Source organism: Streptomyces sp. NPDC000880 (genome assembly GCF_053599675.1).
The window spans coordinates 57,025-79,923 of the sequence record NZ_JBSFMS010000018.1; the positions used below are offsets into that span (position 1 = coordinate 57,025).

General features: G+C 67.8%; 23 protein-coding genes and 1 pseudogene. 12 read left to right on the forward strand and 12 right to left on the reverse strand.

All coding sequences use genetic code 11. The annotated features are described in order from the left end of the window. Positions 1-52: 52 nt before the first annotated feature. A pseudogene (locus ACWDO5_RS09010) lies at positions 53-608 on the forward strand (ferric reductase-like transmembrane domain-containing protein); the annotation flags it as partial. Between the two features lie 92 nt (positions 609-700). Here ACWDO5_RS09010 and ACWDO5_RS09015 read toward each other — a convergent pair. From ACWDO5_RS09015 to argC, 5 genes are read right to left on the reverse strand one after another with little or no spacing between them, the layout of a single operon-like run. Continuing rightward, positions 701-1,237 carry an arginine repressor gene (locus ACWDO5_RS09015; RefSeq protein WP_307664567.1) on the reverse strand — a complete coding sequence of 179 codons (537 nt, stop codon included), beginning with the start codon at positions 1,235-1,237 and terminating at the stop codon, positions 701-703. Between the two features lie 7 nt (positions 1,238-1,244). Further along, on the reverse strand, positions 1,245-2,441 hold the full coding sequence (locus ACWDO5_RS09020) for an acetylornithine transaminase (protein ID WP_450529664.1): 1,197 nt from the start codon (positions 2,439-2,441) through the stop codon (positions 1,245-1,247). After that, a complete protein-coding gene (gene argB / locus ACWDO5_RS09025) occupies positions 2,438-3,337 on the reverse strand; it encodes an acetylglutamate kinase (protein WP_450529665.1) in 900 nt (299 codons plus the stop codon). Before argB ends, ACWDO5_RS09020 begins: the two co-directional genes overlap by 4 nt. Positions 3,338-3,343: 6 nt before the next feature. Next, entirely contained in the window at positions 3,344-4,498 is a 1,155-nt protein-coding gene (gene argJ / locus ACWDO5_RS09030; RefSeq protein WP_450529666.1) for a bifunctional glutamate N-acetyltransferase/amino-acid acetyltransferase ArgJ, read from the reverse strand. Between the two features lie 46 nt (positions 4,499-4,544). Next, a complete protein-coding gene (gene argC, locus ACWDO5_RS09035; RefSeq protein ID WP_450529667.1) occupies positions 4,545-5,573 on the reverse strand; it encodes an N-acetyl-gamma-glutamyl-phosphate reductase in 1,029 nt (342 codons plus the stop codon). A 387-nt stretch (positions 5,574-5,960) separates the two neighbouring features. Here argC and ACWDO5_RS09040 point away from each other — a divergent pair, with 387 nt between their 5' ends. The 5 genes from ACWDO5_RS09040 to ACWDO5_RS09060 are packed head-to-tail and all read left to right on the forward strand — an operon-like array spanning position 5,961 to position 12,013. Beyond that, the gene (locus ACWDO5_RS09040) at positions 5,961-6,602 is read left to right on the forward strand and encodes a TnsA-like heteromeric transposase endonuclease subunit (RefSeq protein WP_450529668.1); all 642 of its coding nucleotides are present in this window, start codon (positions 5,961-5,963) and stop codon (positions 6,600-6,602) included. Positions 6,603-6,619: 17 nt separating this feature from the next. Then, positions 6,620-8,401: a transposase gene (locus tag ACWDO5_RS09045; protein ID WP_450529669.1), complete on the forward strand. Its 1,782-nt coding sequence runs from the start codon at positions 6,620-6,622 to the stop codon at positions 8,399-8,401. A 42-nt stretch (positions 8,402-8,443) separates the two neighbouring features. Further along, positions 8,444-9,244, forward strand: coding sequence for a hypothetical protein (locus tag ACWDO5_RS09050; protein WP_450529670.1), 801 nt, complete (start codon positions 8,444-8,446; stop codon positions 9,242-9,244). Further along, positions 9,165-10,187 (forward strand): tyrosine-type recombinase/integrase, encoded by a 1,023-nt coding sequence (locus ACWDO5_RS09055; RefSeq protein ID WP_450529671.1) that lies wholly within the window; start codon positions 9,165-9,167, stop codon positions 10,185-10,187. The genes ACWDO5_RS09050 and ACWDO5_RS09055 overlap by 80 nt, the downstream gene beginning before the upstream one ends. 32 nt (positions 10,188-10,219) lie before the next feature. After that, a complete protein-coding gene (locus tag ACWDO5_RS09060; protein ID WP_450529685.1) occupies positions 10,220-12,013 on the forward strand; it encodes a tyrosine-type recombinase/integrase in 1,794 nt (597 codons plus the stop codon). A 10-nt stretch (positions 12,014-12,023) separates the two neighbouring features. Here the strand turns inward: ACWDO5_RS09060 and ACWDO5_RS09065 are convergent, their stop codons facing one another. After that, positions 12,024-12,626 carry an Imm21 family immunity protein gene (locus tag ACWDO5_RS09065; RefSeq protein ID WP_450529672.1) on the reverse strand — a complete coding sequence of 201 codons (603 nt, stop codon included), beginning with the start codon at positions 12,624-12,626 and terminating at the stop codon, positions 12,024-12,026. Between the two features lie 182 nt (positions 12,627-12,808). Here ACWDO5_RS09065 and ACWDO5_RS09070 point away from each other — a divergent pair, with 182 nt between their 5' ends. The 4 genes from ACWDO5_RS09070 to ACWDO5_RS09085 are packed head-to-tail and all read left to right on the forward strand — an operon-like array spanning position 12,809 to position 15,562. Then, on the forward strand, positions 12,809-13,624 hold the full coding sequence (locus ACWDO5_RS09070) for a Mu transposase domain-containing protein (protein ID WP_450529673.1): 816 nt from the start codon (positions 12,809-12,811) through the stop codon (positions 13,622-13,624). After that, a complete protein-coding gene (istB, locus tag ACWDO5_RS09075; protein WP_450529674.1) occupies positions 13,621-14,391 on the forward strand; it encodes an IS21-like element helper ATPase IstB in 771 nt (256 codons plus the stop codon). Before ACWDO5_RS09070 ends, istB begins: the two co-directional genes overlap by 4 nt. A 29-nt stretch (positions 14,392-14,420) precedes the next feature. After that, entirely contained in the window at positions 14,421-14,975 is a 555-nt protein-coding gene (locus ACWDO5_RS09080; protein WP_450529675.1) for a hypothetical protein, read from the forward strand. Continuing rightward, positions 14,972-15,562: a hypothetical protein gene (locus tag ACWDO5_RS09085; RefSeq protein ID WP_450529676.1), complete on the forward strand. Its 591-nt coding sequence runs from the start codon at positions 14,972-14,974 to the stop codon at positions 15,560-15,562. Before ACWDO5_RS09080 ends, ACWDO5_RS09085 begins: the two co-directional genes overlap by 4 nt. 163 nt (positions 15,563-15,725) lie before the next feature. Here the strand turns inward: ACWDO5_RS09085 and ACWDO5_RS09090 are convergent, their stop codons facing one another. After that, entirely contained in the window at positions 15,726-16,898 is a 1,173-nt protein-coding gene (locus ACWDO5_RS09090; protein WP_450529677.1) for an epoxide hydrolase family protein, read from the reverse strand. An 81-nt stretch (positions 16,899-16,979) separates the two neighbouring features. On the opposite strand from ACWDO5_RS09090, the gene ACWDO5_RS09095 reads away from it, so the two are divergent. Further along, positions 16,980-17,555, forward strand: a complete 576-nt coding sequence (locus tag ACWDO5_RS09095) for a CGNR zinc finger domain-containing protein (RefSeq protein ID WP_450529678.1) — start codon at positions 16,980-16,982, stop codon at positions 17,553-17,555. A 509-nt stretch (positions 17,556-18,064) separates the two neighbouring features. Here ACWDO5_RS09095 and ACWDO5_RS09100 read toward each other — a convergent pair. Together ACWDO5_RS09100 and ACWDO5_RS09105 are read right to left on the reverse strand one after the other, a co-directional pair. Beyond that, complete coding sequence (locus ACWDO5_RS09100; protein WP_450529679.1) at positions 18,065-18,424, reverse strand: nuclear transport factor 2 family protein; 360 nt, start codon at positions 18,422-18,424, stop codon at positions 18,065-18,067. A gap of 28 nt (positions 18,425-18,452) precedes the next feature. Further along, on the reverse strand, positions 18,453-19,238 hold the full coding sequence (locus ACWDO5_RS09105) for an SDR family oxidoreductase (RefSeq protein ID WP_450529680.1): 786 nt from the start codon (positions 19,236-19,238) through the stop codon (positions 18,453-18,455). Between the two features lie 102 nt (positions 19,239-19,340). On the opposite strand from ACWDO5_RS09105, the gene ACWDO5_RS09110 reads away from it, so the two are divergent. Further along, positions 19,341-19,856 (forward strand): winged helix-turn-helix transcriptional regulator, encoded by a 516-nt coding sequence (locus tag ACWDO5_RS09110; protein ID WP_450529686.1) that lies wholly within the window; start codon positions 19,341-19,343, stop codon positions 19,854-19,856. 385 nt (positions 19,857-20,241) lie between these two features. Here the strand turns inward: ACWDO5_RS09110 and ACWDO5_RS09115 are convergent, their stop codons facing one another. From ACWDO5_RS09115 to ACWDO5_RS09125, 3 genes are all read right to left on the reverse strand, one after another. Beyond that, positions 20,242-21,162, reverse strand: a complete 921-nt coding sequence (locus tag ACWDO5_RS09115) for an AEC family transporter (protein ID WP_450529681.1) — start codon at positions 21,160-21,162, stop codon at positions 20,242-20,244. 39 nt (positions 21,163-21,201) lie between these two features. After that, on the reverse strand, positions 21,202-22,050 hold the full coding sequence (locus ACWDO5_RS09120) for a fumarylacetoacetate hydrolase family protein (protein ID WP_450529682.1): 849 nt from the start codon (positions 22,048-22,050) through the stop codon (positions 21,202-21,204). 70 nt (positions 22,051-22,120) lie between these two features. After that, a partial coding sequence (locus ACWDO5_RS09125; RefSeq protein WP_450529683.1) for an NAD(P)-dependent malic enzyme occupies positions 22,121-22,899 on the reverse strand: 779 nt, incomplete at its 5' end.

Below are 22,899 nucleotides of genomic sequence, written 5' to 3' on the forward strand. Positions count from 1 at the left end.
GGTCACCCATCTGGTGGGACCGGCGCCGCGACGGGTTGGTCGGTGACGGTGCCACGCGCTACTGACCGGGGCGGCCGGCTCACAGATTGCCGAGCAGACCGTCACCGTCGTCGTCGACTTCCCCGAAATGATCGAGGCGCGATCGGCACCGGGCTCTTGCTGCTCATCGGCTTCGTCTCGGCCGGGGCGGTACGCCGGCGGATGGCGTACGAGACGTGGTACTACCTGCACCTTCTCACCTATGTCGCGGTGTATCTGACCTTCTGGCACCTGCTGGCGACGGGTGCCGACTTCGTGGCGAACCCGACGGTGCGCACCGTCTGGTACGTGCTGTACGGAGCGGTTGGCGCGCTGCTGCTCTGGTACAGCGTCCTGTCGCCCGTCCGGCTCAATCTCTGGCACCGGATGCGGGTCGAGTCGACCGTGGACGAGGCCCCCGGTGTGGTCTCCGTGCTGATCAGCGGGCGACGGCTGCATCGGCTCGGCGCCGAGGCGGGTCAGTTCTTCCGCTGGCGGAGGGCCCGTACGGAGCCATGACCGCCGGCCGCCGGAGCCGCAACAAGGTGCTGCTGATCGCGAGCGGCGCCGGGATCACCCCGCTGCGTGCTGCGATCAATGCCGATGGCAGCACCTGGCGGACCAGCGGATTCGCCCGCCACACGGCGAAGTTGACTGCCTGACGACCGGACCGCCGGCGGCCTCAGCGGTCGTTCTGGGCCAGGCGCAGCAGATGGTCCGCGAGCGCCTGGCCGCCGACCGGGTCGCGGCTGATGAGCAGCAGTGTGTCGTCGCCCGCGATGGTGCCGAGGATGTCGTGCAGTTCGGCCTGGTCGATGGCCGAGGCGAGGAACTGGGCCGCGCCCGGCGGCGTACGCAGCACCACGAGGTTGGCCGATGCCTCGGCCGAGATCAGCAGCTCGCCGGAGAGGCGACGCATGCGCTCCTCCTTCGCCGACTCGCCGAGCGGGGCATGCGGGGTGCGGAAGCCGCCCTCGCTGGGCACCGCGTAGATCAGCTCGCCGCCGGTGTTGCGGATCTTCACCGCGCCCAGCTCGTCGAGATCGCGGGAGAGCGTCGCCTGGGTGACGCTCAGTCCGTTGTCCGCGAGGAGCTTGGCGAGCTGGCTCTGCGAGCGCACCGGCTGCCGGTTGAGGATGTCCACGATCCGGCGGTGGCGGGCCGTGCGGGTCTGCGGAACGGCGGGCCCGCCGTGCTCGGTGTCCTGCGCCTCGGTCATCGTCGTCTCATTCTCCGGATCGTCCATCCCCGCCTGCTGCGTCGAGAACGCCGGGCAGGGCCTTGATGAACGCGTCCACCTCGGCCTCGCCGATGACCAGCGGAGGCATCAGGCGTACGACATCGGGGGCAGGCGCGTTCACCAGGAAGCCGGCGCTCTGAGCCGCCTGCTGCGCCTGCGGCGCGAGGGGCTCGTTGAGCACGATACCCAGCAGCAGGCCGGCGCCACGGACGTGTGAGACCAGCGGGTGGCCCAGGGATTCGATTCCGTCCCGCAGTTTCTCGCCCAGGCGCTTGACCTCGTCGAGGGTTCCACCGGCCGCGAGGGTGTCGAGTACGGCGAGTCCGGCGGCGCAGGCGACGGGGTTCCCGCCGAAGGTGGTGCCGTGCTGGCCGGGCTTCAGCAGCTCGGCGGCCTCACCGAAGGCAATGGTCGCGCCGATGGGGAGCCCGCCGCCGAGCCCCTTGGCGAGCGTGACCAGATCGGGCTCGACGCCCTGGTGGGCCTGGTGCTCGAACCAGTGTCCTGTCCGGCCGATGCCCGTCTGGACCTCGTCGAGCACGAGCAGCGTGCCGGTGGCCCGGGTGATCTCCCGGGCGGCCTCCAGATAGCCCTTGGGCGGGACGACCACGCCGTTCTCGCCCTGGATCGGCTCGATGATCACGAGCGCGGTCTCTTCGGTGACCACGGCCCGCAGCGCTTCGGCGTCTCCGTACTCAACGTGCGTGACGTCCCCGGGCAGCGGCAGGAACGGCTCCTGCTTTCCCGCCTGTCCGGTGAGCGCCAGCGACCCCATGGTGCGGCCGTGGAAGCCGCCGAGGGTGGCGACCATGTGCTTACGGCCCGTCAGCCGGCCGATTTTGAAGGCGGCTTCATTGGCCTCCGCGCCCGAGTTGCAGAAGAAGACGCGTCCGGGGCGGCCGAAGAGCTGGATGAGACGCTCCGCGAGTGCGACGGGCGGCTCGGCGACGTACAGGTTGGAGACATGGCCGAGGGAGGCGATCTGCCGGGAGACGGCTTCCACGACGGCGGGATGGGCGTGGCCGAGCGCGTTCACGGCGATGCCGCCGACGAAGTCGGTGTACTCGACGCCGTCCGCGTCCCAGACCTTGGCGCCCTCGCCGCGGACGAGGGACAGCTTCGGCGTGCCGTAGTTGTCGGTCATCACGCTCTGCCAACGCTGCGCGAATTCCTGGTTACTCATGATTCCCCCTGTCCGTCGGGCACGACCATCGTGCCGATGCCCTCGTCGGTGAAGATCTCCAGCAGGATCGAGTGCGGGACTCGGCCGTCCAGCACGCGGGCGGTGTTGACCCCGTTGCGTACGGCGAACAGACACCCCTCCATCTTCGGGACCATGCCGCTGGAGAGGTCGGGCAGCAGCTTCTCCAGCTGGCTCGCGGTGAGCCTGCTGATCACCTCGTCGCTGCTCGGCCAGTCCTCGTAGAGCCCCTCCACATCGGTGAGGACCATCAGCGTCTCGGCGCCCAGCGCGGCGGCGAGCGCGGCCGCGGCGGTGTCGGCGTTGACGTTGTAGACGTGGTGGTCCTCGGCGGAGCGGGCGATGGAGGAAATGACCGGGATACGGCCGTCCTCCAGCAGCGCCTGGATGGCACCCGGGTCGATCTCGGTGATCTCGCCGACCCGGCCGATGTCGACCAGTTCGCCGTCGATCCGCGGCTGATGCTTGGTGGCGGTGATGGTGTGGGCGTCCTCACCGGTCATGCCGACGGCGAGCGGGCCGTGCTGGTTGAGCAGCCCGACGAGCTCGCGCTGGACCTGGCCGGCCAGCACCATCCGTACGACGTCCATGGCTTCGGGCGTGGTGACCCGCAGGCCGGCTTTGAACTCGCTGACCAGGCCGTGCTTGTCGAGCTGCGCGCTGATCTGCGGGCCGCCGCCGTGCACGACGACCGGTTTGAGCCCGGCCTGGCGCAGAAAGACGACGTCCTGGGCGAAGGCCGCCTTGAGTTCCTCGTCGATCATGGCGTTGCCGCCGAATTTGATGACGACGGTCTTGCCGTTGTGCCGGGTCAGCCAGGGCAGCGCCTCGATGAGGATCTGGGCTTTGGGCAGTGCGGTGTGCTTACGAGTGCTCATGAGTCCTCAGGAGGAGTACGCGCTGTTCTCGTGGACGTAGTCGGCGGTGAGGTCGTTGGCCCAGATGACGGCGGACTCGGACCCGGCGGCGAGGTCGGCGGTGATCTTCACCTCGCGGTAGCGCATGTCGACGAGTTCACGGTCCTCACCGACGCCGCCGTTCTTGCAGACCCATACGTCGTTGATGGCGACGTTGAGCCGGTCGGGCTCGAAGGCGGCCTTCGTGGTGCCGATGGCGGACAGCACCCGGCCCCAGTTGGGGTCCTCGCCGTGGATGGCGCACTTGAGGAGGTTGTTACGGGCGATGGAGCGGCCCACCTCGACGGCGTCGTCCTCGGTCACCGCGTTGATCACCTCGATGCGGATGTCCTTGGAGGCGCCTTCGGCGTCGCCGATCAGCTGACGGGCGAGGTCGTCGCAGACGCTCTTGACGGCCTCGGCGAACTCCTCGTACCGGGGCGTGATCTCGCTGGCTCCGGAGGCCAGCAGCAGCACGGTGTCGTTGGTGGACATGCAGCCGTCGGAGTCGATCCGGTCGAAGGTCAGCCGGGTGGCGTCGCGCAGGGCCTTGTCGAGGGTCGCGGCTTCCAGGTCGGCGTCGGTGGTGAGGACGACGAGCATGGTGGCGAGGCCGGGGGCGAGCATGCCCGCGCCCTTGGCCATCCCGCCGACGGTCCAGCCCTCGCCGGCGACGACGGCGGTCTTGTGGACGGAGTCGGTGGTCTTGATGGCGATGGCGGCCTTCTCGCCGCCGTGCGGGGAGAGTTCGGCGGCGGCCTGCTCGATGCCGGGCAGCAGCTTGTCCATGGGCAGCAGTAGGCCGATGAGCCCGGTCGACGCGACGGCGACCTCGCCGGCGCTGTGCCCCGCCAGGACCTCGGCGGCCTTCTCGGCGGTGGCGTGGGTGTCCTGGAAGCCCTTGGGGCCCGTACAGGCGTTGGCACCACCGGAGTTGAGGACGACGGCGGTGACTTCGCCGCCGCGCAGGACCTGCTCGGACCACAGGACGGGAGCGGCCTTGACACGGTTGGAGGTGAAGACGCCCGCGGCGGCGCGGCGCGGACCGTTGTTGACCACGAGGGCCAGATCCGGATTGCCGTTCTCCTTGATCCCGGCGGCGATGCCCGCCGCCAAGAATCCCTTGGCTGCCGTGACGCTCACTGCATCTCCTTGGTCTTCTGCAGCCCGGCGGCTGCGCGTGCGTCGCTCACGGAGCGACTCCGATCGTGGAAAGTCCGGTGTCCTCGGGGAGCCCGAGGGCGAGGTTCATGCTCTGCACCGCGCCGCCTGCGGTGCCCTTGGTGAGGTTGTCGATGGCGCTGATCGCGATGATGCGGCCGGCTGCCTCGTCGTACGCGACCTGGATCTGGACGGCGTTGGATCCGTACACGGACGCAGTTGCGGGCCACTGTCCCTCGGGCAGCAGGCGGATGAACGGCTCGTCCTGGAAGGCCTTCTCGTACGCGGCCCGTACGGAATCGGCCGTCACGCCCCTTTTCGCCTTCGCGCTGCACGTGGCGAGGATGCCCCGGGGCATCGGCGCGAGGGTCGGCGTGAAGGAGACGCTGACCCGCTCCCCCGCCGCCGCGCTGAGGTTCTGGATCATCTCGGGGGTGTGCCGGTGGCCGCCGCCGACGCCGTAGGGGGTCATGGAGCCCATGACCTCGGAGCCGAGCAGATGCGGCTTGGGCGCCTTGCCCGCGCCGGAGGTGCCGGACGCGGCGGTGATGACGGCCTCGGGCTCGGCCAGAGAGGCCGCGTACGCGGGGAAGAGCGCGAGCGAGACGGCGGTGGGATAGCAGCCGGGCACCGCGATGCGCTTGGACCCCGCCAGGGCGGCGCGGGCGCCTGGCAGTTCGGGAAGGCCGTAGGGCCAGGTCCCGGCGTGCGGCGAACCGTAGAACGCCTCCCAGTCGGCGGCATCCTTCAGCCGGAAGTCGGCGCCCATGTCGACGACGAGCACCTCGTCGCCGAGCTGCTCGGCGACAGCGGCGGACTGCCCGTGCGGGAGGGCGAGAAAGACGACGTCGTGCCCGGCGAGCACCTCGGCGGTGGTCGGCTGGAGCACCCGGTCGGCGAGCGGCAGCAGATGGGGCTGCAGGCCGCCGAGCGGCTGCCCGGCGTTGGAGTTACCGGTGAGGGCGCCGATCTCGACGCGGGGATGGGCAAGGAGCAGCCGGAGCAGTTCCCCGCCCGCGTAACCGCTCGCTCCTGCCACTGCTGCTCGTACCGCCATCGAACCCTCCTCGTCGATGGCATGACTATACGCAGCTCCGTAGGTTTATGCAATCGCAGGACTGAACGCTTGAGTGTGACTTGTGACTGCGACTTTTAGTTGGCGGATGAGAGTTTTAGTTGGCGGATCTTGGTCTCGTAACGCTGCGTTGTGACCAGTTCCGAAGAACTGCCCCCTTCATCGACCGAGTAGTGCTGCTGTGGGTGAGTGGGCGAGGTAGCGAGGGCGAAGATCCCGTCGGATTCAAGTCATCTGGACCAGCTTGTCATGGCGTACGACGGGGACGCCGAGCTGCGGGATCGACTGAGGTTCGGGGACGACTGGGTACGTCGGTGGAGCTCGACATGGCACGTGGGCGATGGCAAGGTCTGCTGGCCGATCCGGGATATGGCTCACGTACCGGTGCTGTCGTCCCGCCCGATGCGGGGGTTCACGTGGCGGGCGAAGCAGCGGCATCGCCCCGGGCTTGAAGTGATGGCCTCCACAGGCAGGAAGCACGGCTTCGAGTCGTTGGAGGAGATGCGCCTGCTGGTCGCGCTGGACTTCTTGAGGGCATCGGAGGTGCTGTCGCAGCCGTTCCGGCTGGACTTCGAGCATGCGGGCGGGCAGGCCTGGCACATCCCGGACTTTCTGGCCGTGATCGGCGGCGGGATGTGGTTGCTGGACGTGCGCCCGATGGAGCTGATCAAGGAAGAGGACGCACTGAGGTTCGCGGCGGCCAGAGAAGTGGCGGCGGCCTGCGGCTGGCGGTACTCGATGGTCGCGGGCTGGCGCCCGCATGTCTGGAGCGTCCTTGATCACATGTCTTCGCGCCGGCGGCCGACGGGGGACCGGCTCGGCATGCGCGACCAGCTGCTCTCCGCCATCGGCGGGCAGCAGGGGCAGGTGATGACGTTCTCCGAGCTGACGGGCGCGACCAGCGTGCCTTCTGTTGGCCGGGCGAACATCGTCCGGCTGCTCTGGCAGCGCGAGCTAGGTGTTGACCTGGGCAGTCCTCTGCGGGACAGCTCGCTGATCTGGGCGGCGTGATGGCAGCGAGGGGATTCTTGCAGATCGCGCCGGGCAGGCGGGTCACGCTCAACGGCGTCGAGTGGACGATCGAAGACGTCCATGACCAGTTCGGTCGGCTCGTCCTCGTGGATGACGACGGCCGCACGGAGACCCGCTCGTTCCGCTGGCTCCTCAACCATCCCGATCTGCGGCTCCTGCCGACGGCCGAAGAGTCGGGTCGCCCGTCGCCGGTCTCCCGGCAGCCGAGGACACTGGCCGACCTGACCGAGGACCAGCTGGAACGGGCCCGGCTGCGGGCTGCGCACGTGCTGGAAGCCGAGACGGGGTTCCGGGAGGGCCATCCGGCTCGGGCCCTGCCGGGTGAGCCCCGGCCGGCCTACGATCCGGACCGCACGACGCTGACCCAGCGCCGCTACGCGAAGGCTGCGGAGATAAAGGCGATGCCCCGCCCGGAGGCGGTCCGGCTTGGCCTGCAGCACCTCAGCTTCCGGACGCTGGAGCGCCTGTCGGCGCTTTCGGGCGACAGTCTCCTGCTGGCCTGCGCGGACGGGCGCTGGACACGACGACGCAGCGGGCACCGCAGCATCACCGAGGAGGTCCGCGAGGCGATCTTCGCCGTCAAGGCCGAGTGCAGCGAACGCGCCCGTCTGAGCATGGCCGCCAGGCACCGGCTGATGCACCAGTACATGAGCGAGCGGTTCCCTGCGTTTCCGACCAAGAAGATCCCTTCCCGCTCGACGCTCGACCACGTCTGGCAGGAGTGGTTCGGCCCCGGCGGAGCCCGGCCACGTTACGGGCGGACGGCGGAGGCGGCCGCGGAGGCCGGGGTCTCCGGCCGGATGGTGGTCCACCGGCCGGGCCAGGTTCTGGTGCTGGACTCGACCCCGATGCCGGTGAAGCTGCGCGAGACCGTGTTCGGCGACGCGATCACCGCGACGCTGATCCTCGCACTCGATCTCTACACGCACGGGCTGCCGGCCTTCCGGCTTACGCTCCAGTCCGACACCTCGGTCGACATCGCGATGCTGCTGCGGGACGTGATGCTGCCGCGTCCGATGCGGGACGGCTGGGGCGAGGACATGGAATGGCCCTACGCCAGGGTCCCTGCCGATGTGATCGCGGAGTTCACCGGGCACAAAGTCGCTGCTCTGCCTTTCTTCGCTCCGGAGACGGTCACAACTGACCACGGCGGTCCCTACAAGAACCACGACTTGGTGGAGGCCGAGCGGGAGATCGGCTGCCGGATCCTTCCTGCCCGCATCCTGCGGCAGACCGACAAGTTCGCGGTCGAGCGCCAGTTCCTCACCATCCAGACCATGCTCTTCGAGCACTTGCTGGGCTTCACCGGCGGTGACGTCGCGGATCGCGGGGCCGACCCGGAACGCGATGCGAGCCTCACGCTCGCGCAAGCCGAGCACATCATCGCGACCTGGATCGTCCAGATCTGGCAGAACCGTAAACTAGGCGAATACGCCCCGAGTTGGGCGCCGGGTGAGAACCACAGTCCCAACACCCTGTTCGCTGCGGCGATGGAACAGGGCGGCTCCGACCTGGACTTCCCCGAACCGAGCTTCTACTACAAGGTCCTGCGCAAGCATCACGTGAAGATCCACCCGCGACGCGGAGTGAAGATCCTCGGGCTTTGGTATTACCACCCGGTCCTAGATGAGCCGCGCTTTCTGCAGCCATCCTCCCGAGGCGGCAAACAAGCGGGCCAGTGGGTGGTCCGCAGCGACCGAAGAGACCGTCGGCAGGTGTTCTTCCAGGACCCGGCCGACCACGAGGCCTGGTGTCGGCGTACACGTGAACGTGCATAGCCACGTACGACTGTACGTGCATAGTTCTTGATGTGCTGAGAGTTGGCGCCCTGCACGCTGCTGCTTGTTGTTCAAGGTTGCAGAGAGGGGTCGATCGTGGTCTTGGACCCGCAGCGCTGGCTGGAACTCCGGCGCTTTCGTGGCCTGGTCGAGTCCGGGGCCATGAGCCTGTCGGAGGTGGCCAAGGAGACCGGGCTGAACTGGCGGACGGTCAGCAAGTACTTGTCTGCCGACGGGTCATCCGCGCCGCCGCGTCGGACGGCGAAGGGCTCTCCACGCCAGCGGGTGGTCGACGAGGTTGCGCCCTTGATCGACGCGATGCTGCGGGCAGAGGTCCTGATGAAGGCCGCGGTGATCCATGAGCGGCTGGCGAAGGAGTACGGGTTCACCGGCAGCTACCAGCGAGTCAAGCTCTACGTTCAGGAAGCGCGCCCGAGGGTCGCCGAGGAACTGGGCATCACGCCGAGGGAACTGGCCGGGATGCACCGACGGTTCGAGGTGATCCCAGGCGCCCAGGCCCAAGTCGACTGGGGCGACGAGGGCAAGATCCTCGCCCATATGGGCATCCCCAAGGTCTACTCATTCCACATGGTGCTGTCGTACTCGCGCGACCCGTTCTGCTGCTTCACCACCAGCCTGGACCTGCAGACGTTCTTCGACTGCCACCGCCAGGCGTTCGCGCACTTCGGCGGTTATGTGGGTGACAACTCTTCCGCGATCTCGTGTTCCCGGTCAGGATGGTCGCTCCCGTCGAGGAGCTCGGATGGCCTGGCAGCCGCGGTTGGTACGACGCGTCGATGCTGCGGGAAACCCCGCGGCATCGCTCGGGCATGCCCTGGTTGACGACTACCTGGAGTTCGTGGCGGCACGCTGCCGGCCGAACACGCTGCTGGCCACCGCCTACGACCTGAAGGTGTTCTTCTCGGCGGTGCCCAAGGAGCCGGCCGACGTCGTCACCGCGGACATCTTCGCGTTCATCACCGCGCAGAAGAAGCCGCGGCGGGGGCCAAAGGTGGTCCGGCTCGAAGACGGTGAAGTTGGACTCTCGGCACGGACCATCAAGCGCCGACTCGCCAGCGTCTCTGGGCTGTTCGGCTACCTGATGACCCGCGACGACCTCGCCTTCGACCGCAACCCGGTGCCGACAGGGCTGGCCAACCGCCGCCGCAGCGGCAACCGCGGGGCACCGCTCCTGCGCACGCCCCGCACCCTCCCGCGTGTCCTCGGACCTGGCGAGGTCGAGACGGTCCTCGGCGCGCTGAACACCGCACGGGACCGGGCCATGGTCCTCGGGATGGTGCTGGGCGGACTGCGCCGCTGCGAGGTTCTTGGCCTGCGGTTCGGCGACCTCTCACCGGGCGAGCGTCGGGTCTTCATCAGTGAGGGCAAGGGCGGACACCAGCGCCTGATACCGGTCTCCGCGCAGTTCTTCAGCGCGGTCGGTGACTACCTGGACCATGAGCGTCCGTCGGTCGACCACGACCAGTTGTTCGTGGTGTTGCGCGGGCCGACTCGTGGCCGGCCGCTGTCCGCCGACGGTCTGGATGAGATCCTCGACGGCGTCCGGAAACGGACCGGACTGCCGAAGTTGACATGCCACCAGCTCCGGCACACCTGCCTGACCCGGCTGCGGGAGGCAGGCATGGCCCTGGAAGCGGTACAGGCTCAGGCCGGACACCGCTCCATCGAGTCGACCCGGATCTACATACACCTGGCGAACAGCTGGCTCGTCGAGCAGTACCTGCAGGCGAGTGCCGCGATCGACGCCGACCGGGCAGACGCCTGATGCGCCGGGCCCGGGCTGCGGCCTTGCCGATCGTGCGCCCGGACCTGGTCGAGTTCTATCTCGCTCACCGGGCCGCGCAGGGCATGAACACCGATCACAAGGTCCGCTGGGGAGCCCGCGCTCTGCTCGCCGCGGTGCCCGACCTGGAGGACTTCTCCCACCTGCCGCTGGAACGCCAGCTCGCCTTCAATCACGAGACCCACCGGTTCATCAGCTGGCTCTCGGTCACTGGACGGATGCAGCCGGGCGCGGACTACCTCGTTGCCCGGCGCCCGCGATTGGGCATCGTGCTCGCTCGCACGGAACCGGAACTGCACCTGCAGTTCATGGAGACTGCCCGTTCCCTCGGCTTTCGCGAGGCGCTGGCCATGACCCAGTTCAACCTGCTGGGCCATTTCGTGGCCCTGTTCGGCAAGCAGCCGCACGAGCTGCAGCAGAGCGACTGGGACGAGGGGCGCCACCTGCTGCTGGAGGCGGCCCGCCGCATCCCCAATCGCGGTGTCAAGGCCCTGTCGACTGCCCTGTTCAACCTGGAGGCGACTCTCTTCCACTGCGAGTTGACCGACCAGCTCCCGCGTCGTCGATCGCCGGACCGGGCCGACATGAGGGCCCAGGAGTGGTCCCGCGTCCCGGCCGGGATATCGGACACCATGCAGCACTACCTGCAGCAGATCGCTGGAACGTTGCGGCCCGGCACCGTGAAGAACGCCGAGCTGACGCTGCGGGAGTTCGCCCTGCTCGCTGCAGAAGATCCGCACGTGACCTGTGTCGCCGAGCTCAAGCGGCGGCACGTCGAAGGCTATCGGCAATGGCTGCTGGAGCGACCGGCCGCCCGCGGAGGAACACTGCACCGGCACACCGTCCGCGACCGGCTGAGCAAACTCCGGGGATTCTTCCGCCGCCTGGACGAGTGGGACGCCGTCGACCGGCCGCCCCGCCAACTGGTGTTCGAAGGCGATTTCCCGATCGCGGACGAGCCGCTGCCGCGCTTCCTCGACGACGCTGCGGCCGCCAAGCTGCTGGCCGCCGCCCGCAAGGATCCCGATCCATTCGCCCGGCTGACCATCGAGATCCTCGCCCGCACCGGGATGCGCCGCAGCGAGATGCTCGGCCTCACCATCGACGCGGTAGTCCAGATCGGCTCCGCCTACTGGCTCCGCGTCCCCGTCGGCAAGATGCACACCGACCGCTATGTTCCCTTGCACCCGCAGCTCAAGACACTGCTGGATGACTGGCTGCTGCACCGGCCCGAGGGCCTGCGCTCGAACCTGCTGTTCACCGACCACGGCCGCCCGGTCAACGCCTCCCGCATCGAAGCCGCTGTCCGCAAGGCCGCCCAGCAGGCCGGACTCGGCCGGGTCACGCCACACCAGCTGAGGCACACTCTGGCCACCCAAGCGATCAACCGGGGCATGTCCCTGGAGGCCATCGCCGCGCTACTCGGACACAAGTCGTTGTCCATGACACGTGTTTACGCGCGGATCGCCGACCGGACCGTCGCAGACGAATATTTCGCCGTCTCGGAGAAGGTCGAGGCGCTCTACGACGCCCCGCGCCAGCTGCCGGCCGATGCCGAGGGAACGGAGATGGCCAAGCTCCGCCGGGAGATGCACCGCAGGATGCTCGGCAACGGCTACTGCGCTCGCCCTGTCGAGATGGACTGCCACTTCGAGTCGATCTGCGAGTCCTGCACGTTCTTCGCCACCACGATCGAGTTCCGCCCTACCCTCCAACGCCAGCGAGACGACGCGGCAGCCAAGGGACAGGTCGCACGCGAGCAGATCTTTGACGGACTCCTCAGCCGACTTGATGAAGAAGCCTCCTGATCTCTTGTCCCTATGAGAATGAGTCTCCGTCAGAGAGCAGAAGCTGGACCAGACCCACCGAGGTGTCGTCGTTGGGGGAAGCGTGGACGGCGCGGGCTGTCCAGCGGCCTGGTCGTATCGGGACGGGGGCCTGCTCCGGCAGTCCTCCGTGGTTGGGGTACTCGACGTCCAGCTCGGCTCCGGCGGTGACAGAGTCCATGAGCACGGCCGGGCCGTCTGTCTCCCAGACACCGCACTTCTCCCACGGGGTGGTGGGGTCGGTGAGAACAGCCTTGGCTGCGGCGATCAGATCGGCCTCGGAGTCGGCTCCGAGCCAGCGGACGAAGGCGTGGTGTTCTGGCAGATAGCAGGTGGTGGCGGGTTGGTCTGCCAGGACAAGTCCTCGCGCGCCTTCCTCGCCGACAGAAATCACGCCGACCAGATCGTCCACCTCGCAGGCGCGGTCGTAATCGTCTGGGACGTCCCCGTCGCCGATGACCATCCCCGACTCCGTGCAGCCACGCCATCCGTCCAATACGGAGACTGGTACGGCGATCAAGGGTCCGCCCATCGACTCGACCCAGATGAGGGAAGGATCGGCTGAACTGGCTGCGGTGGAGGAGGACGTCTTCATCGCGCCAGTATCACCTCGGCCACTGACAATGCTTTCCCCAGTCTGCCGAGCAGCTTCACTGACACCTCGCCGCGGACCGGCCCAACCTCGATGACATCGCGGCGGATCGTGTGAGGCTGGGCACCAACCTCTCCCTCACCACGGAGGCTTGACATCGAGACCCGCATATTAGAGGGGTGCCGATGACAATCGTCTACGACCGCACCAAGACCGTCGTGCGCCGCCACGTCGCTCCCGGTGAGGCGGTCCCGCTGCATCCGGAGGCGGTCGGGTTCGCCGGCCACTACGACTTCGACATCGACGTGCTGGCCGCTTACCGGCCACAGGGCAAGGGCCGGGTCGAGCGGCAGGTCCTGATCGTGCGCGACCACGTCCTGTCCGGGAGAGCCTTCTCATCCCTTGAGGAGATGGACGCGGCGTTCGCCACCTGGGTGCCGCAGCGACGGGCTCAGATCCACAAGACCCACCGCGAGGTGATCGGGCATCGTGCCGCCCGGGACCACGCGGCCCTCAAGCCGCTGCCGCCGAGTGCCTATCTGGTGGCCGAACGGCATCTGCGGCCGGTCGGCAAGGACTGCCTGGTCGCCTTCGGCGGCAACCTCTATTCGGTGCCGGCCCGCAAGGTCCGCCCGCGCCAACTGGTGGAGATCAGAGCCACGAAATCCCAGGTCATGCTGCACTCCACCACCCCCGATGCCGGCGGGGAAACCCTGCTGGCCATGCACCCGCGGGCGGTCGGCCGCGGCGTCCGTGTCGTGGAGGAGAAGCACTGGGACGGCCTGCCCACCGGCAAGGGACGCCGGGTCACCACCGGCGACGTCCCGGCCCGGCCGCGTCACGAGCGTCCTCTCGGCGAGGAGACCGGCCCGCTGCAGGCCCTGCTGAACCGGGCCGCGGCCACCCGGATCGAGGTCGGCCGCCGACCACTGTCGGTCTATGACGAGCTGACCGGCACCCGCCCCTTCACCACCCACCCGAGCACGAGGGAATCGTCTTGAGCGAGCTGGTCTCCACACGCATCCGCACCACGGCCGGCAAGCTCGGCCTTCCCCACCTGGCCGAAGCCATCAGCGAGTACACCCGGCGGGCCGACGAAGCGAAGATGGGCTACCTCGACTTCCTCGACCTGGTGCTATCCGAAGAACTGGCCGTGCGCGATGACCGCCGCTTCCGCCAGGGCCTGCGGCTCTCCAGGCTTCCGCACCACAAGACGCTCGACGAGTACGACTTTGCGTTCCAGCCCGAACTCGACCCGCGCAAGGTCAAGGACCTCGCCACCCTGTCCTTCGTGGAAGCCAAAGCGAACGCGGCTCTGCTCGGGCCGCCCGGGGTCGGCAAGACCCACATCGCCATCGCCCTGGCGGTCGCGGCCTGCCGGGCGGGCTACTCGATCTACTTCACCAGCCTCGACGACATGGTCCGCAACCTCAAAACCGCCGAGGCAGCCGGACGGCTGAGCAACAAGCTCGGCACCTACCTACGGCCGAGCGTCCTCGTGGTCGACGAAGTCGGCTACCAGCCCCTCGAACGAGCGGAAGCGAATCTGGTCTTCCAGGTGATCTCCAAGCGCTACGAAAAGGGCTCGATCATCCTCACCTCGAACAAGACCTTCAGCGAATGGGGCCAGGTCTTCGGCGACGAAGTCCTCGCCACCGCAATCCTCGACCGGCTCCTCCACCACTGCGACGTCGTCCCCATCAACGGCCCCAGCTACCGGTTGAAGAACCGCCTCAAGGCCATCGAGCGGGAGACCGAAGTCGCTTGACACCCCTGCACGTTCAAACGTACGCAGCTATGCACTTCCGCTCGTACGCCGACACCTGGCACGTCCTGCGCTGGCGAGGGCTGCCGCCCGAGGGTGAAGTCCCCGCCTTCTCGGACAAGACCGCCGGCGCTCTCCTGGCACACGTGAAGGCGAACAACATCAGGATCCACTCCGAGAACGAGCTTCTGGAGTATCTGCTGGAGATCCTCGGCTCGGTCACCCCCGTCGACCAATGGCCCAGCCAGGCCAAGAAGAAGGCCGGGAAGAAGCAGCGCGTTGCCCAGGCCCGCGAGATGTCCCGCGCTCAGACTGCGGCGGTCGACCGCCCCGCTGCCCCCATCGCGCCAGCCTCCGCGGATGAGCCGACTTCGGCTGAGATGCCGGCAGCCTGGGCCGAACACGCCCGCACGATCGACCACTCGATCGACAGCGACCGTCGTCGGCGCCGCGAAGAAGCACTCGCCGGAATCAGGCCTGTTGCCCCGCCCACACTGCACGAGGCCCTGCGTCGGCGGCCCATGTTCTTGCCGCCGCCCCGCGATGACTCAGAAGCCGACACGAGTATCCGGGAGGACGACGCGTGACCCGACCGCTCCCTCACGAAAATCCGTTGGCGGGCCTGCCCCCACGAGCCAAGATTGCCGAATTGATCCTGGGCGGCCGTCCGCCCCGCGACACCTACGTCGGCTGGCAGCACTACCGCACCACCTGCGGCCTACTCGTCCCCGCCCCAAAGATCTCACTGCAGCAGTGGCCGACGATCCCCGAGAACCGCCAGTCCGACTACGACCTCTACCGGCAGCTGACGAATGCCAACCTCCCGCTGCAAGACACACCCATGCACGACAAGGTCGGCAAGCTGATCCGGCGCCGGTTACGCGGCAACACGATGAAGCAGGACGATCCGACACGCGCCGGCGTCATGATCAGCGGCTGGGGCAACTACGGCAAGACCGCGTCTGTCTGCTCGGCGGCGGCCGTCTTCGAAGACCAATGGCTGGAATTGCACAGGGCACTGAGGCGCAACACAACGTGGTGCCAACTGCCCGCCCCGACGCCGTCCGCCACTACGGCGACCTGCGGAAAGTCCTTACCGAGTACGCAAACCAGCTGGCCCGAAGCATCGAGAACGGCAAACCGGCTCTTCGCAGTTGGGGGTGTTGGCGGGTAGGCGTCGAGGTCTACCATCCGAAAGACCTCGACATGCTCCACCGCTATCTTCGCCGCGCCCTGTCTGACCACGTTCTGCCGTCTCGATGAACTCGGTCTGGAAGCCGTCGGGCAACGCCTTGAGCCGGATCATGCGGTGATCGAGTGCCGGCACCCAGCCGCGTTCACCGATTAGCGGCCAGCACTGCCGCGAGGCCCTCTTGTAGGTCTTTGACGAAATACTCGGGGACCTCCAGCGACGGGAAATGTCCCCCGGTTTCGGGTGACCTCCAGCGGACGATCTGGCGGTACCGCTCCTGTGCCCAGGTCCGCGGGCTCTTCTCGATGTCGCGGGGGTACATAGTGATCGCTGACGGGACGTCGACCCGGAGTTCGGGGTCGAGTGAGTTGTGGCTTTCGTAGTAAATGCGGGCCGACGATGCGCCGGTCCGCGTCAGCCAATACAGGGTGACGTCGTCAAGAATGCGGTCCCTGGAAATCGTCTCGAACGGGCTGTCTTCGGTGTCTGACCACTCGGCGAACTTGTCGAGGATCCAGGCAAGAAGCCCGACCGGTGAGTCGACGAGTGAGTAGCCGATGGTCTGCGGCCGGGTCGCCTGCTGCTTCGCGTACGCCGCGCGGTGGTGCCAGAAATCGCGAGTTTCCTCGGTCCACTGGCGCTCGACCGCCGTCAGCCCGTCCGTCGTCAACCCGGGCGGCGCCTCCGCGAACGTGGTGTGGATGCCGAGAACGTGCGCCGGGAACCTGCCGCCGAGGACCGTGGTGATGTTGCCTCCCCAGTCGCCGCCGTGGGCTACGAACTTGCTGTAGCCGAGCCTTCCCATCAGTTCGACCCATGCGGCCGCGATCTTTTCGGTTCCCCACCCGGTGGTGGCCGGCTTGTCGCTGTATCCGAAGCCCGGCAGCGACGGGACCACGACGTGGAACGCCGGCGCGTCCGCATCCTTCGGATCCGCCAACTCCTCCACTACATCGGTGAACTCAGCAATGCTGCCCGGCCAGCCGTGCGTCAAGATCAGAGGAGTGGCATCCGCGCGCGCGGATCGGCGGTACAGGAAGTGGATTCCCAGACCATCAATGGTCGTGCGGAACTGGCCGATCCGGTCAAGGCGCTCTTCGAAAGACCGCCAGTCATACCCGGTGCGCCAGTAGTTCACGACATCGACGAGGTCGGCGAGAGGAACGCCCTGCTCCCACCGGCGAGAGCCGGGCGCGGCGCCATGAACCGTCTCGGCCTCCGGCAGTCGCGCCGCGGCCAGTCGCACGCGCAGATCGTCGAGGTCGGCGTCAGTTGCGTGGGCTTCAAATGCTTGCACGTCGCTGGTCGGACGGGGCATGAGACCTCCTGGCTTCGTGGAACCGGCTAAGACGGTTCTAACAGTTCTCCGAGACACGCCGCAACCAGCTAAGGTGGTTCCATGTGTGCTGGCTTCCCTGACTTCCGCCTCGGTTCGGTGCTGGCGACCAGCTTCACGGGGACTCTGTCGGAGCGTCATGGCGACGCCGTGGAGCGCATTCCCACGCCGCAGCGACTCGTCGACTGGCTGGCCGTGTACGGCCTCGCCGTGGACTCCTGCACCACCGCCCAGCTCGACCTCGCCCGGGAACTGAGGGAGTCGATTCACGCCGCCGCGACAGCAGCCGCGATCCAGGACGCTCTCCCCGCACCTGCCGTCCACGTCATCAATAACCGCAGTGCTCCGGGTCGGGCCGCGGCCATCCTGACGCCCGAGGGCAAGCGGCAATGGCAGCTCAGCTCGGCTTCCTGCGTGGAAGACGCCCTCAGCGTGATCGCCGCCGACGCGATCAGCATCATCTCGGGCGAACGAGACGGAAAACTGGCCCTGTGCGCCTCACCGACCTGCCAAGCCGCCTTCTTCGACACCAGCCAAAGTCGCACCCGCAAATGGTGCGACATGAACACGTGCGGCAATCGTCAGAAGAAAGCGCGCTTCAATGCCAACCAGCGCAAAAACCCCAGATCAGCGGAGTGATCGTTACCTCGGTGCACCCAAGTGGGTCCCACGCCTACGACACATCTGTCGCGTTGGGTGCAGTCCAACGGCACCACTAAGAGCCATCCGTCGCCTTCAATCAACGTCCTCAATCAGTACGTCTACGTTTTACTGATGAGCTGGCAAACCGCTCACATCACAGTGATCGCGTCCCGCTCAACGCTCATCGAGGCCACCCGGAGCCAAGCCGTCGGCAGCCACCCGCTGGCCCCAGCCACTCCTGCCGACGTCGGACCGCCTCACCACGACACTCACGGACAGTGAGCATCCACCGAGCCGAGATTCGCCAACTACCCTTCTCAAGATTCGCCAACAAGAATTCTCCACGTGCTTCTGACCTGCACAGCTCAGTCCATGATTTGCCAACTAAAGTTCTCGGTCACAACTGAGCGCTTCACTTGGCGAGTGAGCGCGATTGTTGGCGGGCTTGCGCGCAGGTGCCGCGCGTGCCGCGCCGAGAAAGGGGGCAGCGACGGTGGGGCGGGGCTTTAGGGTTCGATGACGAGCCGCTCGATGTGGCCGCCGCGGAGGCTGAAGCGGTAGTGCAGGTCGACGACGCCGCCGGGGAAGTCGCCTTCGAGGTGCTGGATGGCGATGAAGTGGGTGCCGTCTGCCTGCTGGGCGCCGGTGAGGCGGCTGGTGTACGTGTACTCGCTCGAGGACCGGTTCAGCCACTTCTCGATCGCCTCGGTGCCGTCGTACGTCCGGCCGTCGTCAACGACCGTCGCGTCGCCGGTGAACGTCGTGATGGCCGTGGCCATGTCGTGGGCCCTGTGGGCGTCCAGGTAGCGGGTGACCACGTCAGGGAGCTCGGTGAGGTCGATGGTGCGGGGCTGGTTCGCGTTCATGGCGGTCCCTTTCTCTGGCAGGACAGGTTCAGACGGTGGGGGTGGTGCCGCCGTCGATGACGTGTTCGGCGCCGACGATGGCCGCGGCGCGGTCGGAGACGAGGAAGGCGACCAGTTCGGCCACTTCCTCAGGCCGGTTGGGGCGGCCGAGCGGGATGCCGCCGAGGGAGTCCATCAGCTTCTGGAGTGCTGCCTCGGTCGTGATGCCGTCGCCTTGGGCGATGCGGTCGACGAGGGCGTCGGCGGCGGTGGTCTGCACGAAGCCGGGTGAGACGGTGTTGACGCGCACCCCGTACGGCGCGACCTCGTTGGCGAGGCCCTTGCTGTAGGTGGTCAGCGCGGCCTTGGCTGCGGCGTACGCGAGGGTGCCGTTCCATAGCGGCATCCGGCGCTGGATCGAGGTGACGTGCACGATCGCGGCCTTCCCGGCTTTGATCATGCCGGGCAGCAGGCCGCGGTCCAGGCGGACCGCGGCGAGCAGATTGACGTTCAGTTCCCTGGCCCAGTCGCCCTCGCCGAGGGCGGCGAAGCCGCCGGTGGGGGCGTCGGAGCCGCCGAGGGTGTTGACCAGGATGTCGATGCCACCCAGGCGCTCGAGCACCTCGTCCACCACGGTGGCCGCGCCTTCGGGGGTGGCGAGGTCGGCAGTGATGTACAGCTTGGGCTGGGTGTCCTGGGGGCGGCTGCGGGCGGTTACCAGCACGGTCGCCCCAGCCTGCTCCAGGCGCCGGGCGATGGCCGCTCCCGAGCCCTTGGTACCGCCGGTGACCAAGGCGCGTCGGCCGTCGAGGGATTCGCCGAGAGGGGAGGTCACGTGAAGTTCCGATCCCGGGAGCGGGCGCCCAGGGGCGCCCCTCCCGCAGTAACTGCTAAAGTGGAAGCTAGTAACTTCGACTTTAGCAGCAACTCAATGGGGATGGTCACTGTGGCAAGCCGCATAAGGCTGGAGGACCGGGAATGCCCGCTGTCCACGACGGTGCAGCACGTCGGGGAATGGTGGACGCTGCTGATCCTCCACGACGCCTTCGACGGCTACACCCGCTTCGACCAGTTCCAGGACAGCCTCGGCATCTCCTCCAGCATGCTCACCGCCCGCCTCAAGACCCTGGTTGCCGACGGACTCCTGGAGCGCCGCCCCTATCAGGCCAACCCCGTACGCCACGAGTACGTCCTCACCGAACTCGGCCGCTCCCTGCGCCCGGTCATCCTCGCGCTGGCGGCCTGGGGCAACTCCCGCCTCACCCCCGAAGAACGCAGCATGATCCTTGTCGACACCAGGACCGGTACAGAGGTCGAACCCGTCCTCGTCGACGCAAAGACCGGTCACCGCCTCGACGACAGCAACGCCTACGTCTTCACCGCAGGTCCCGCCGCCAGCGACGCCATGCGCTCCCGCTACCTCACGACAACCGAAAGCCCCTCCGGGAACTGAGCGTCCAGCAAGACCGGCGCCGGGCGCCCCCACACAGCTCGCCCGACGGGCACCTCTCATGGAGCTGGGGGTACGAGCACACGATGTCGACCTGCGGGCTGGCTGAGCTGTCTCTGCTGTACGGCATTGACCCGGGGGCGGCCGCTCTGCTGGATTCCAGGACCGGGTGGGCCCGGCGGTGGACAGCTGTCCTGACGACGCCTTTTTGTCCGCCCCAGCGAGAGGCGCGCGGGTTCGCAGAATCCTGGATAGCGTTCGCGAGGAACCCACGCGTGGTCGGCCGTAGGGCGCCGACTTGAGGGCGGGTTCTTCAGCGTGCCGCCACCCTTGCGTTGCTGCCCGTGCATACGCGTCATTGCCGAGGGACTTCCTCCGCACTCGGTTCCTATCCCAGGAGTGCCGCGACTGTGATCAGCGCCGGTATGGAGGCAAGGGTCGACAGCAGGATCGATTCTCTGGCGAGTTGTTCGGAGACGCGGTAGTGCGAGGCGTAGGTATAGAGGTTCTGGGCGGCGGGCAGGGCCGAGGTCACGACGACGTCAAGCAGCGCGGCGCCGCTCAAGTGGAAGACGCCCGCGCCAAGACTCCAGGCGATGAGGGGCTGGGCAATCGTTTTGAGGACGGCTGACAGGGCCAGGGCAGGACGGTTGTCCCCCTGGCCTGGCCGGCCGCTGCCGCGCAAAGAGATCCCGAAGGCCAGCAGGACCGCGGGGACGGACATGTTGCCGATGAGGGTGAGCGGTTCGATCGCGGGCTGCGGCAGGTTCCATCCGGTGGCGGCCACGGTGACGCCCGCCAGCGAGCTGATCGCCATTGGGTTGCGAAGTGGTGTGGTCAGGCGCCGCCAGAGCGGGCCCGGTTCGCCGGGCTGGGTCAGGTCGAGGACGGTCAGGGCCAGCGGGGTGACGATGATCTGCTGGAAGAGCAGGACCGGGGCGACGAGTGAGGCGTCTCCCAGGACGTAGACGGCGATCGGGATACCGAGATTGCCGGCGTTGACGTAGCTGGAGCACAGGGCGCCGATCGTGATCTGTCCGGCGCCCCAGCCCCGCAGTAGCCCGATGGTGATGAAGACGGACGCTGCGGCGGCCGTACTGGCCGCGGTGACCAGGAGCCGTTCGGAGAGGATGACCGACAGGTCGGCGCCCGCGAGCGTGGTGAAGAGCAGGGCAGGGGTGGCGACGTTGAAGGCCAGTTTGGTCAGGACCGTCCGGCCGTCGTGTCCCAGGTGTCCGCGGCGTCCGAGGATGTAGCCGACGGCGATGACGACGGCGATCACCGTGAATCCGGTGAGAACTCCCTGCATGGCCTTCCTTGCTCGTGGATCAGATGCCGGGCGGATGGGTCAGCGGGCGGTGACGGCTGTCTGGTGCTGGCTGCCCAGGCCGTCGGCGCCGCAGGTGAGGGTGTCGCCAGTGCGCATGAACTGTGGGGGGCTGAGGTCTTTGCCGGCACCGAACGGGGTGCCGGTGTTGATGAGGTCTCCGGGCTCGAGGACCATGAACTGGCTGAGGTGGTGGATGATGTAGGGCGCACTGAAGATCATGTCTTCGGTGCTGCCGTGCTGGCGGCGGACGCCGTTGTGCTCCAGCCACAGCTGCAGATCCGTGGCGTCCCCGATGGCGTCGGGGGTGGCCAGCCAGGGCCCGCAGGGGTTGAAGGTGGGGGCGGACTTGCCCTTGACCCACTGTCCTCCCCGCTCCTTCTGGAAGGTCCGCTCGCTGATGTCGTTGACCAGCACGTATCCGGCGATGGCGGCGGTTGCAGCGTCTTCGTCGGCCAGGTAGTGGGAGCGTTTGCCGATGACGACGCCCAACTCGACCTCCCAGTCGGTCTGCGTGGAGCCGCGGGGAATGCAGATCGGGTCGTACGGACCTGACAGCGAGTTGGGGGCCTTGGTGAAGACGAGGGGCTCCGCAGGCTCGACCTGGTCGGTGGTGCGGTAGTTGAGGCCGACACCCAGGATCTGGTGAGGCCGGGCTATGGGCGCACCGATTCTTTCGGCCTGGAAGCGGTGCACGTGGCCTGCGTCCAGACGTGCAGTGACGGTCTCGCGCAGGGTGTCCGGCCCGCCGGCTGCGAAGAAGGCTTCGTTGAAATCCGGCACGATGTCGGAGACGTCGACGTAGCTGTGCTCGTCGATGCGGACCACGGGACGCTCAGATCCTTCGGGTCCGATACGCATCAGGTGCATGGCAGTTCTTTCGGAATGGGCGGCGGGGGTGCGTGGCAAGGGGCTGCTGTAGACCAGTGCGCGCGCTGGGTCAGGGGGCAGTGGCGGATGTCGGTCCGGCCTGCGCGGCGTGGCGGACTGCCTGCGCGACGGCGCCTGCGACCTTGTCGTTGAAGACGCTCGGGATGATGTAGTTCGGGTTGAGCTCGTCGTCGGTGACGACGTCCGCGAGGGCGGTCGCGGCGGCCAGCATCATCTCGGTGTTGACCGTGCTGGACTGGGCGTCGAGCAGGCCGCGGAAGACGCCCGGGAAGACCAGGACGTTGTTGATCTGGTTGGGGAAGTCGGAGCGGCCGGTGGCCACAACCGCCGCGGTCTGGCGGGCGATTGCCGGATCGACCTCGGGGTCGGGGTTGGCCAACGCGAACACGATGGCGCCATCGGCCATGGCGGCCACGTCGTCGCCGTTCAGGACGTTTGGGGCGGAGACGCCGATGAAGACGTCGGCACCGACGACGGCCTCCTTGAGGGTGCCGGCGAGTCCCTCGGGGTTGGTGCTGTCGGCGATCCAGCGCAGCGGCGAGTCTGGGGCGGCGTCCACCAGGTCCTCGCGGTCGGCGTGCACGACGCCGTGGATGTCGGCCACGACGGCGTGTTTGACGCCCGCCGAGAGCAGCAGTTTCAGGATGGCCGTGCCGGCGGCGCCGGCACCGGACATGACGATGCGGATGTCGCCCAGCGCTTTGCCCGTCACGCGAAGGGCGTTCGTGAGGGCGGCGAGGACGACGATCGCGGTGCCGTGCTGGTCATCGTGGAAGACCGGGATGTCCAGCGCCTCGCGCAGCCGCGCCTCGATCTCGAAGCAGCGGG

Excerpts from the sequence above, each read along its gene's own strand:
- ACWDO5_RS09015 (WP_307664567.1), bottom strand. The coding sequence starts at position 1,237 with ATGACCGAGGCGCAGGACACCGAGCACGGCGGGCCCGCCGTTCCGCAG.
- ACWDO5_RS09020 (WP_450529664.1), bottom strand. The coding sequence starts at position 2,441 with ATGAGTAACCAGGAATTCGCGCAGCGTTGGCAGAGCGTGATGACCGAC.
- argB (WP_450529665.1), bottom strand. The coding sequence starts at position 3,337 with ATGAGCACTCGTAAGCACACCGCACTGCCCAAAGCCCAGATCCTCATC.
- argC (WP_450529667.1), bottom strand. The coding sequence starts at position 5,573 with ATGGCGGTACGAGCAGCAGTGGCAGGAGCGAGCGGTTACGCGGGCGGG.
- ACWDO5_RS09040 (WP_450529668.1), top strand. The coding sequence starts at position 5,961 with ATGGCTCACGTACCGGTGCTGTCGTCCCGCCCGATGCGGGGGTTCACG.
- ACWDO5_RS09055 (WP_450529671.1), top strand. The coding sequence starts at position 9,165 with ATGGCCTGGCAGCCGCGGTTGGTACGACGCGTCGATGCTGCGGGAAAC.
- ACWDO5_RS09065 (WP_450529672.1), bottom strand. The coding sequence starts at position 12,626 with ATGAAGACGTCCTCCTCCACCGCAGCCAGTTCAGCCGATCCTTCCCTC.
- ACWDO5_RS09070 (WP_450529673.1), top strand. The coding sequence starts at position 12,809 with ATGACAATCGTCTACGACCGCACCAAGACCGTCGTGCGCCGCCACGTC.
- ACWDO5_RS09080 (WP_450529675.1), top strand. The coding sequence starts at position 14,421 with ATGCACTTCCGCTCGTACGCCGACACCTGGCACGTCCTGCGCTGGCGA.
- ACWDO5_RS09090 (WP_450529677.1), bottom strand. The coding sequence starts at position 16,898 with ATGCCCCGTCCGACCAGCGACGTGCAAGCATTTGAAGCCCACGCAACT.
- ACWDO5_RS09095 (WP_450529678.1), top strand. The coding sequence starts at position 16,980 with ATGTGTGCTGGCTTCCCTGACTTCCGCCTCGGTTCGGTGCTGGCGACC.
- ACWDO5_RS09100 (WP_450529679.1), bottom strand. The coding sequence starts at position 18,424 with ATGAACGCGAACCAGCCCCGCACCATCGACCTCACCGAGCTCCCTGAC.
- ACWDO5_RS09110 (WP_450529686.1), top strand. The coding sequence starts at position 19,341 with ATGGTCACTGTGGCAAGCCGCATAAGGCTGGAGGACCGGGAATGCCCG.
- ACWDO5_RS09115 (WP_450529681.1), bottom strand. The coding sequence starts at position 21,162 with ATGCAGGGAGTTCTCACCGGATTCACGGTGATCGCCGTCGTCATCGCC.
- ACWDO5_RS09120 (WP_450529682.1), bottom strand. The coding sequence starts at position 22,050 with ATGCACCTGATGCGTATCGGACCCGAAGGATCTGAGCGTCCCGTGGTC.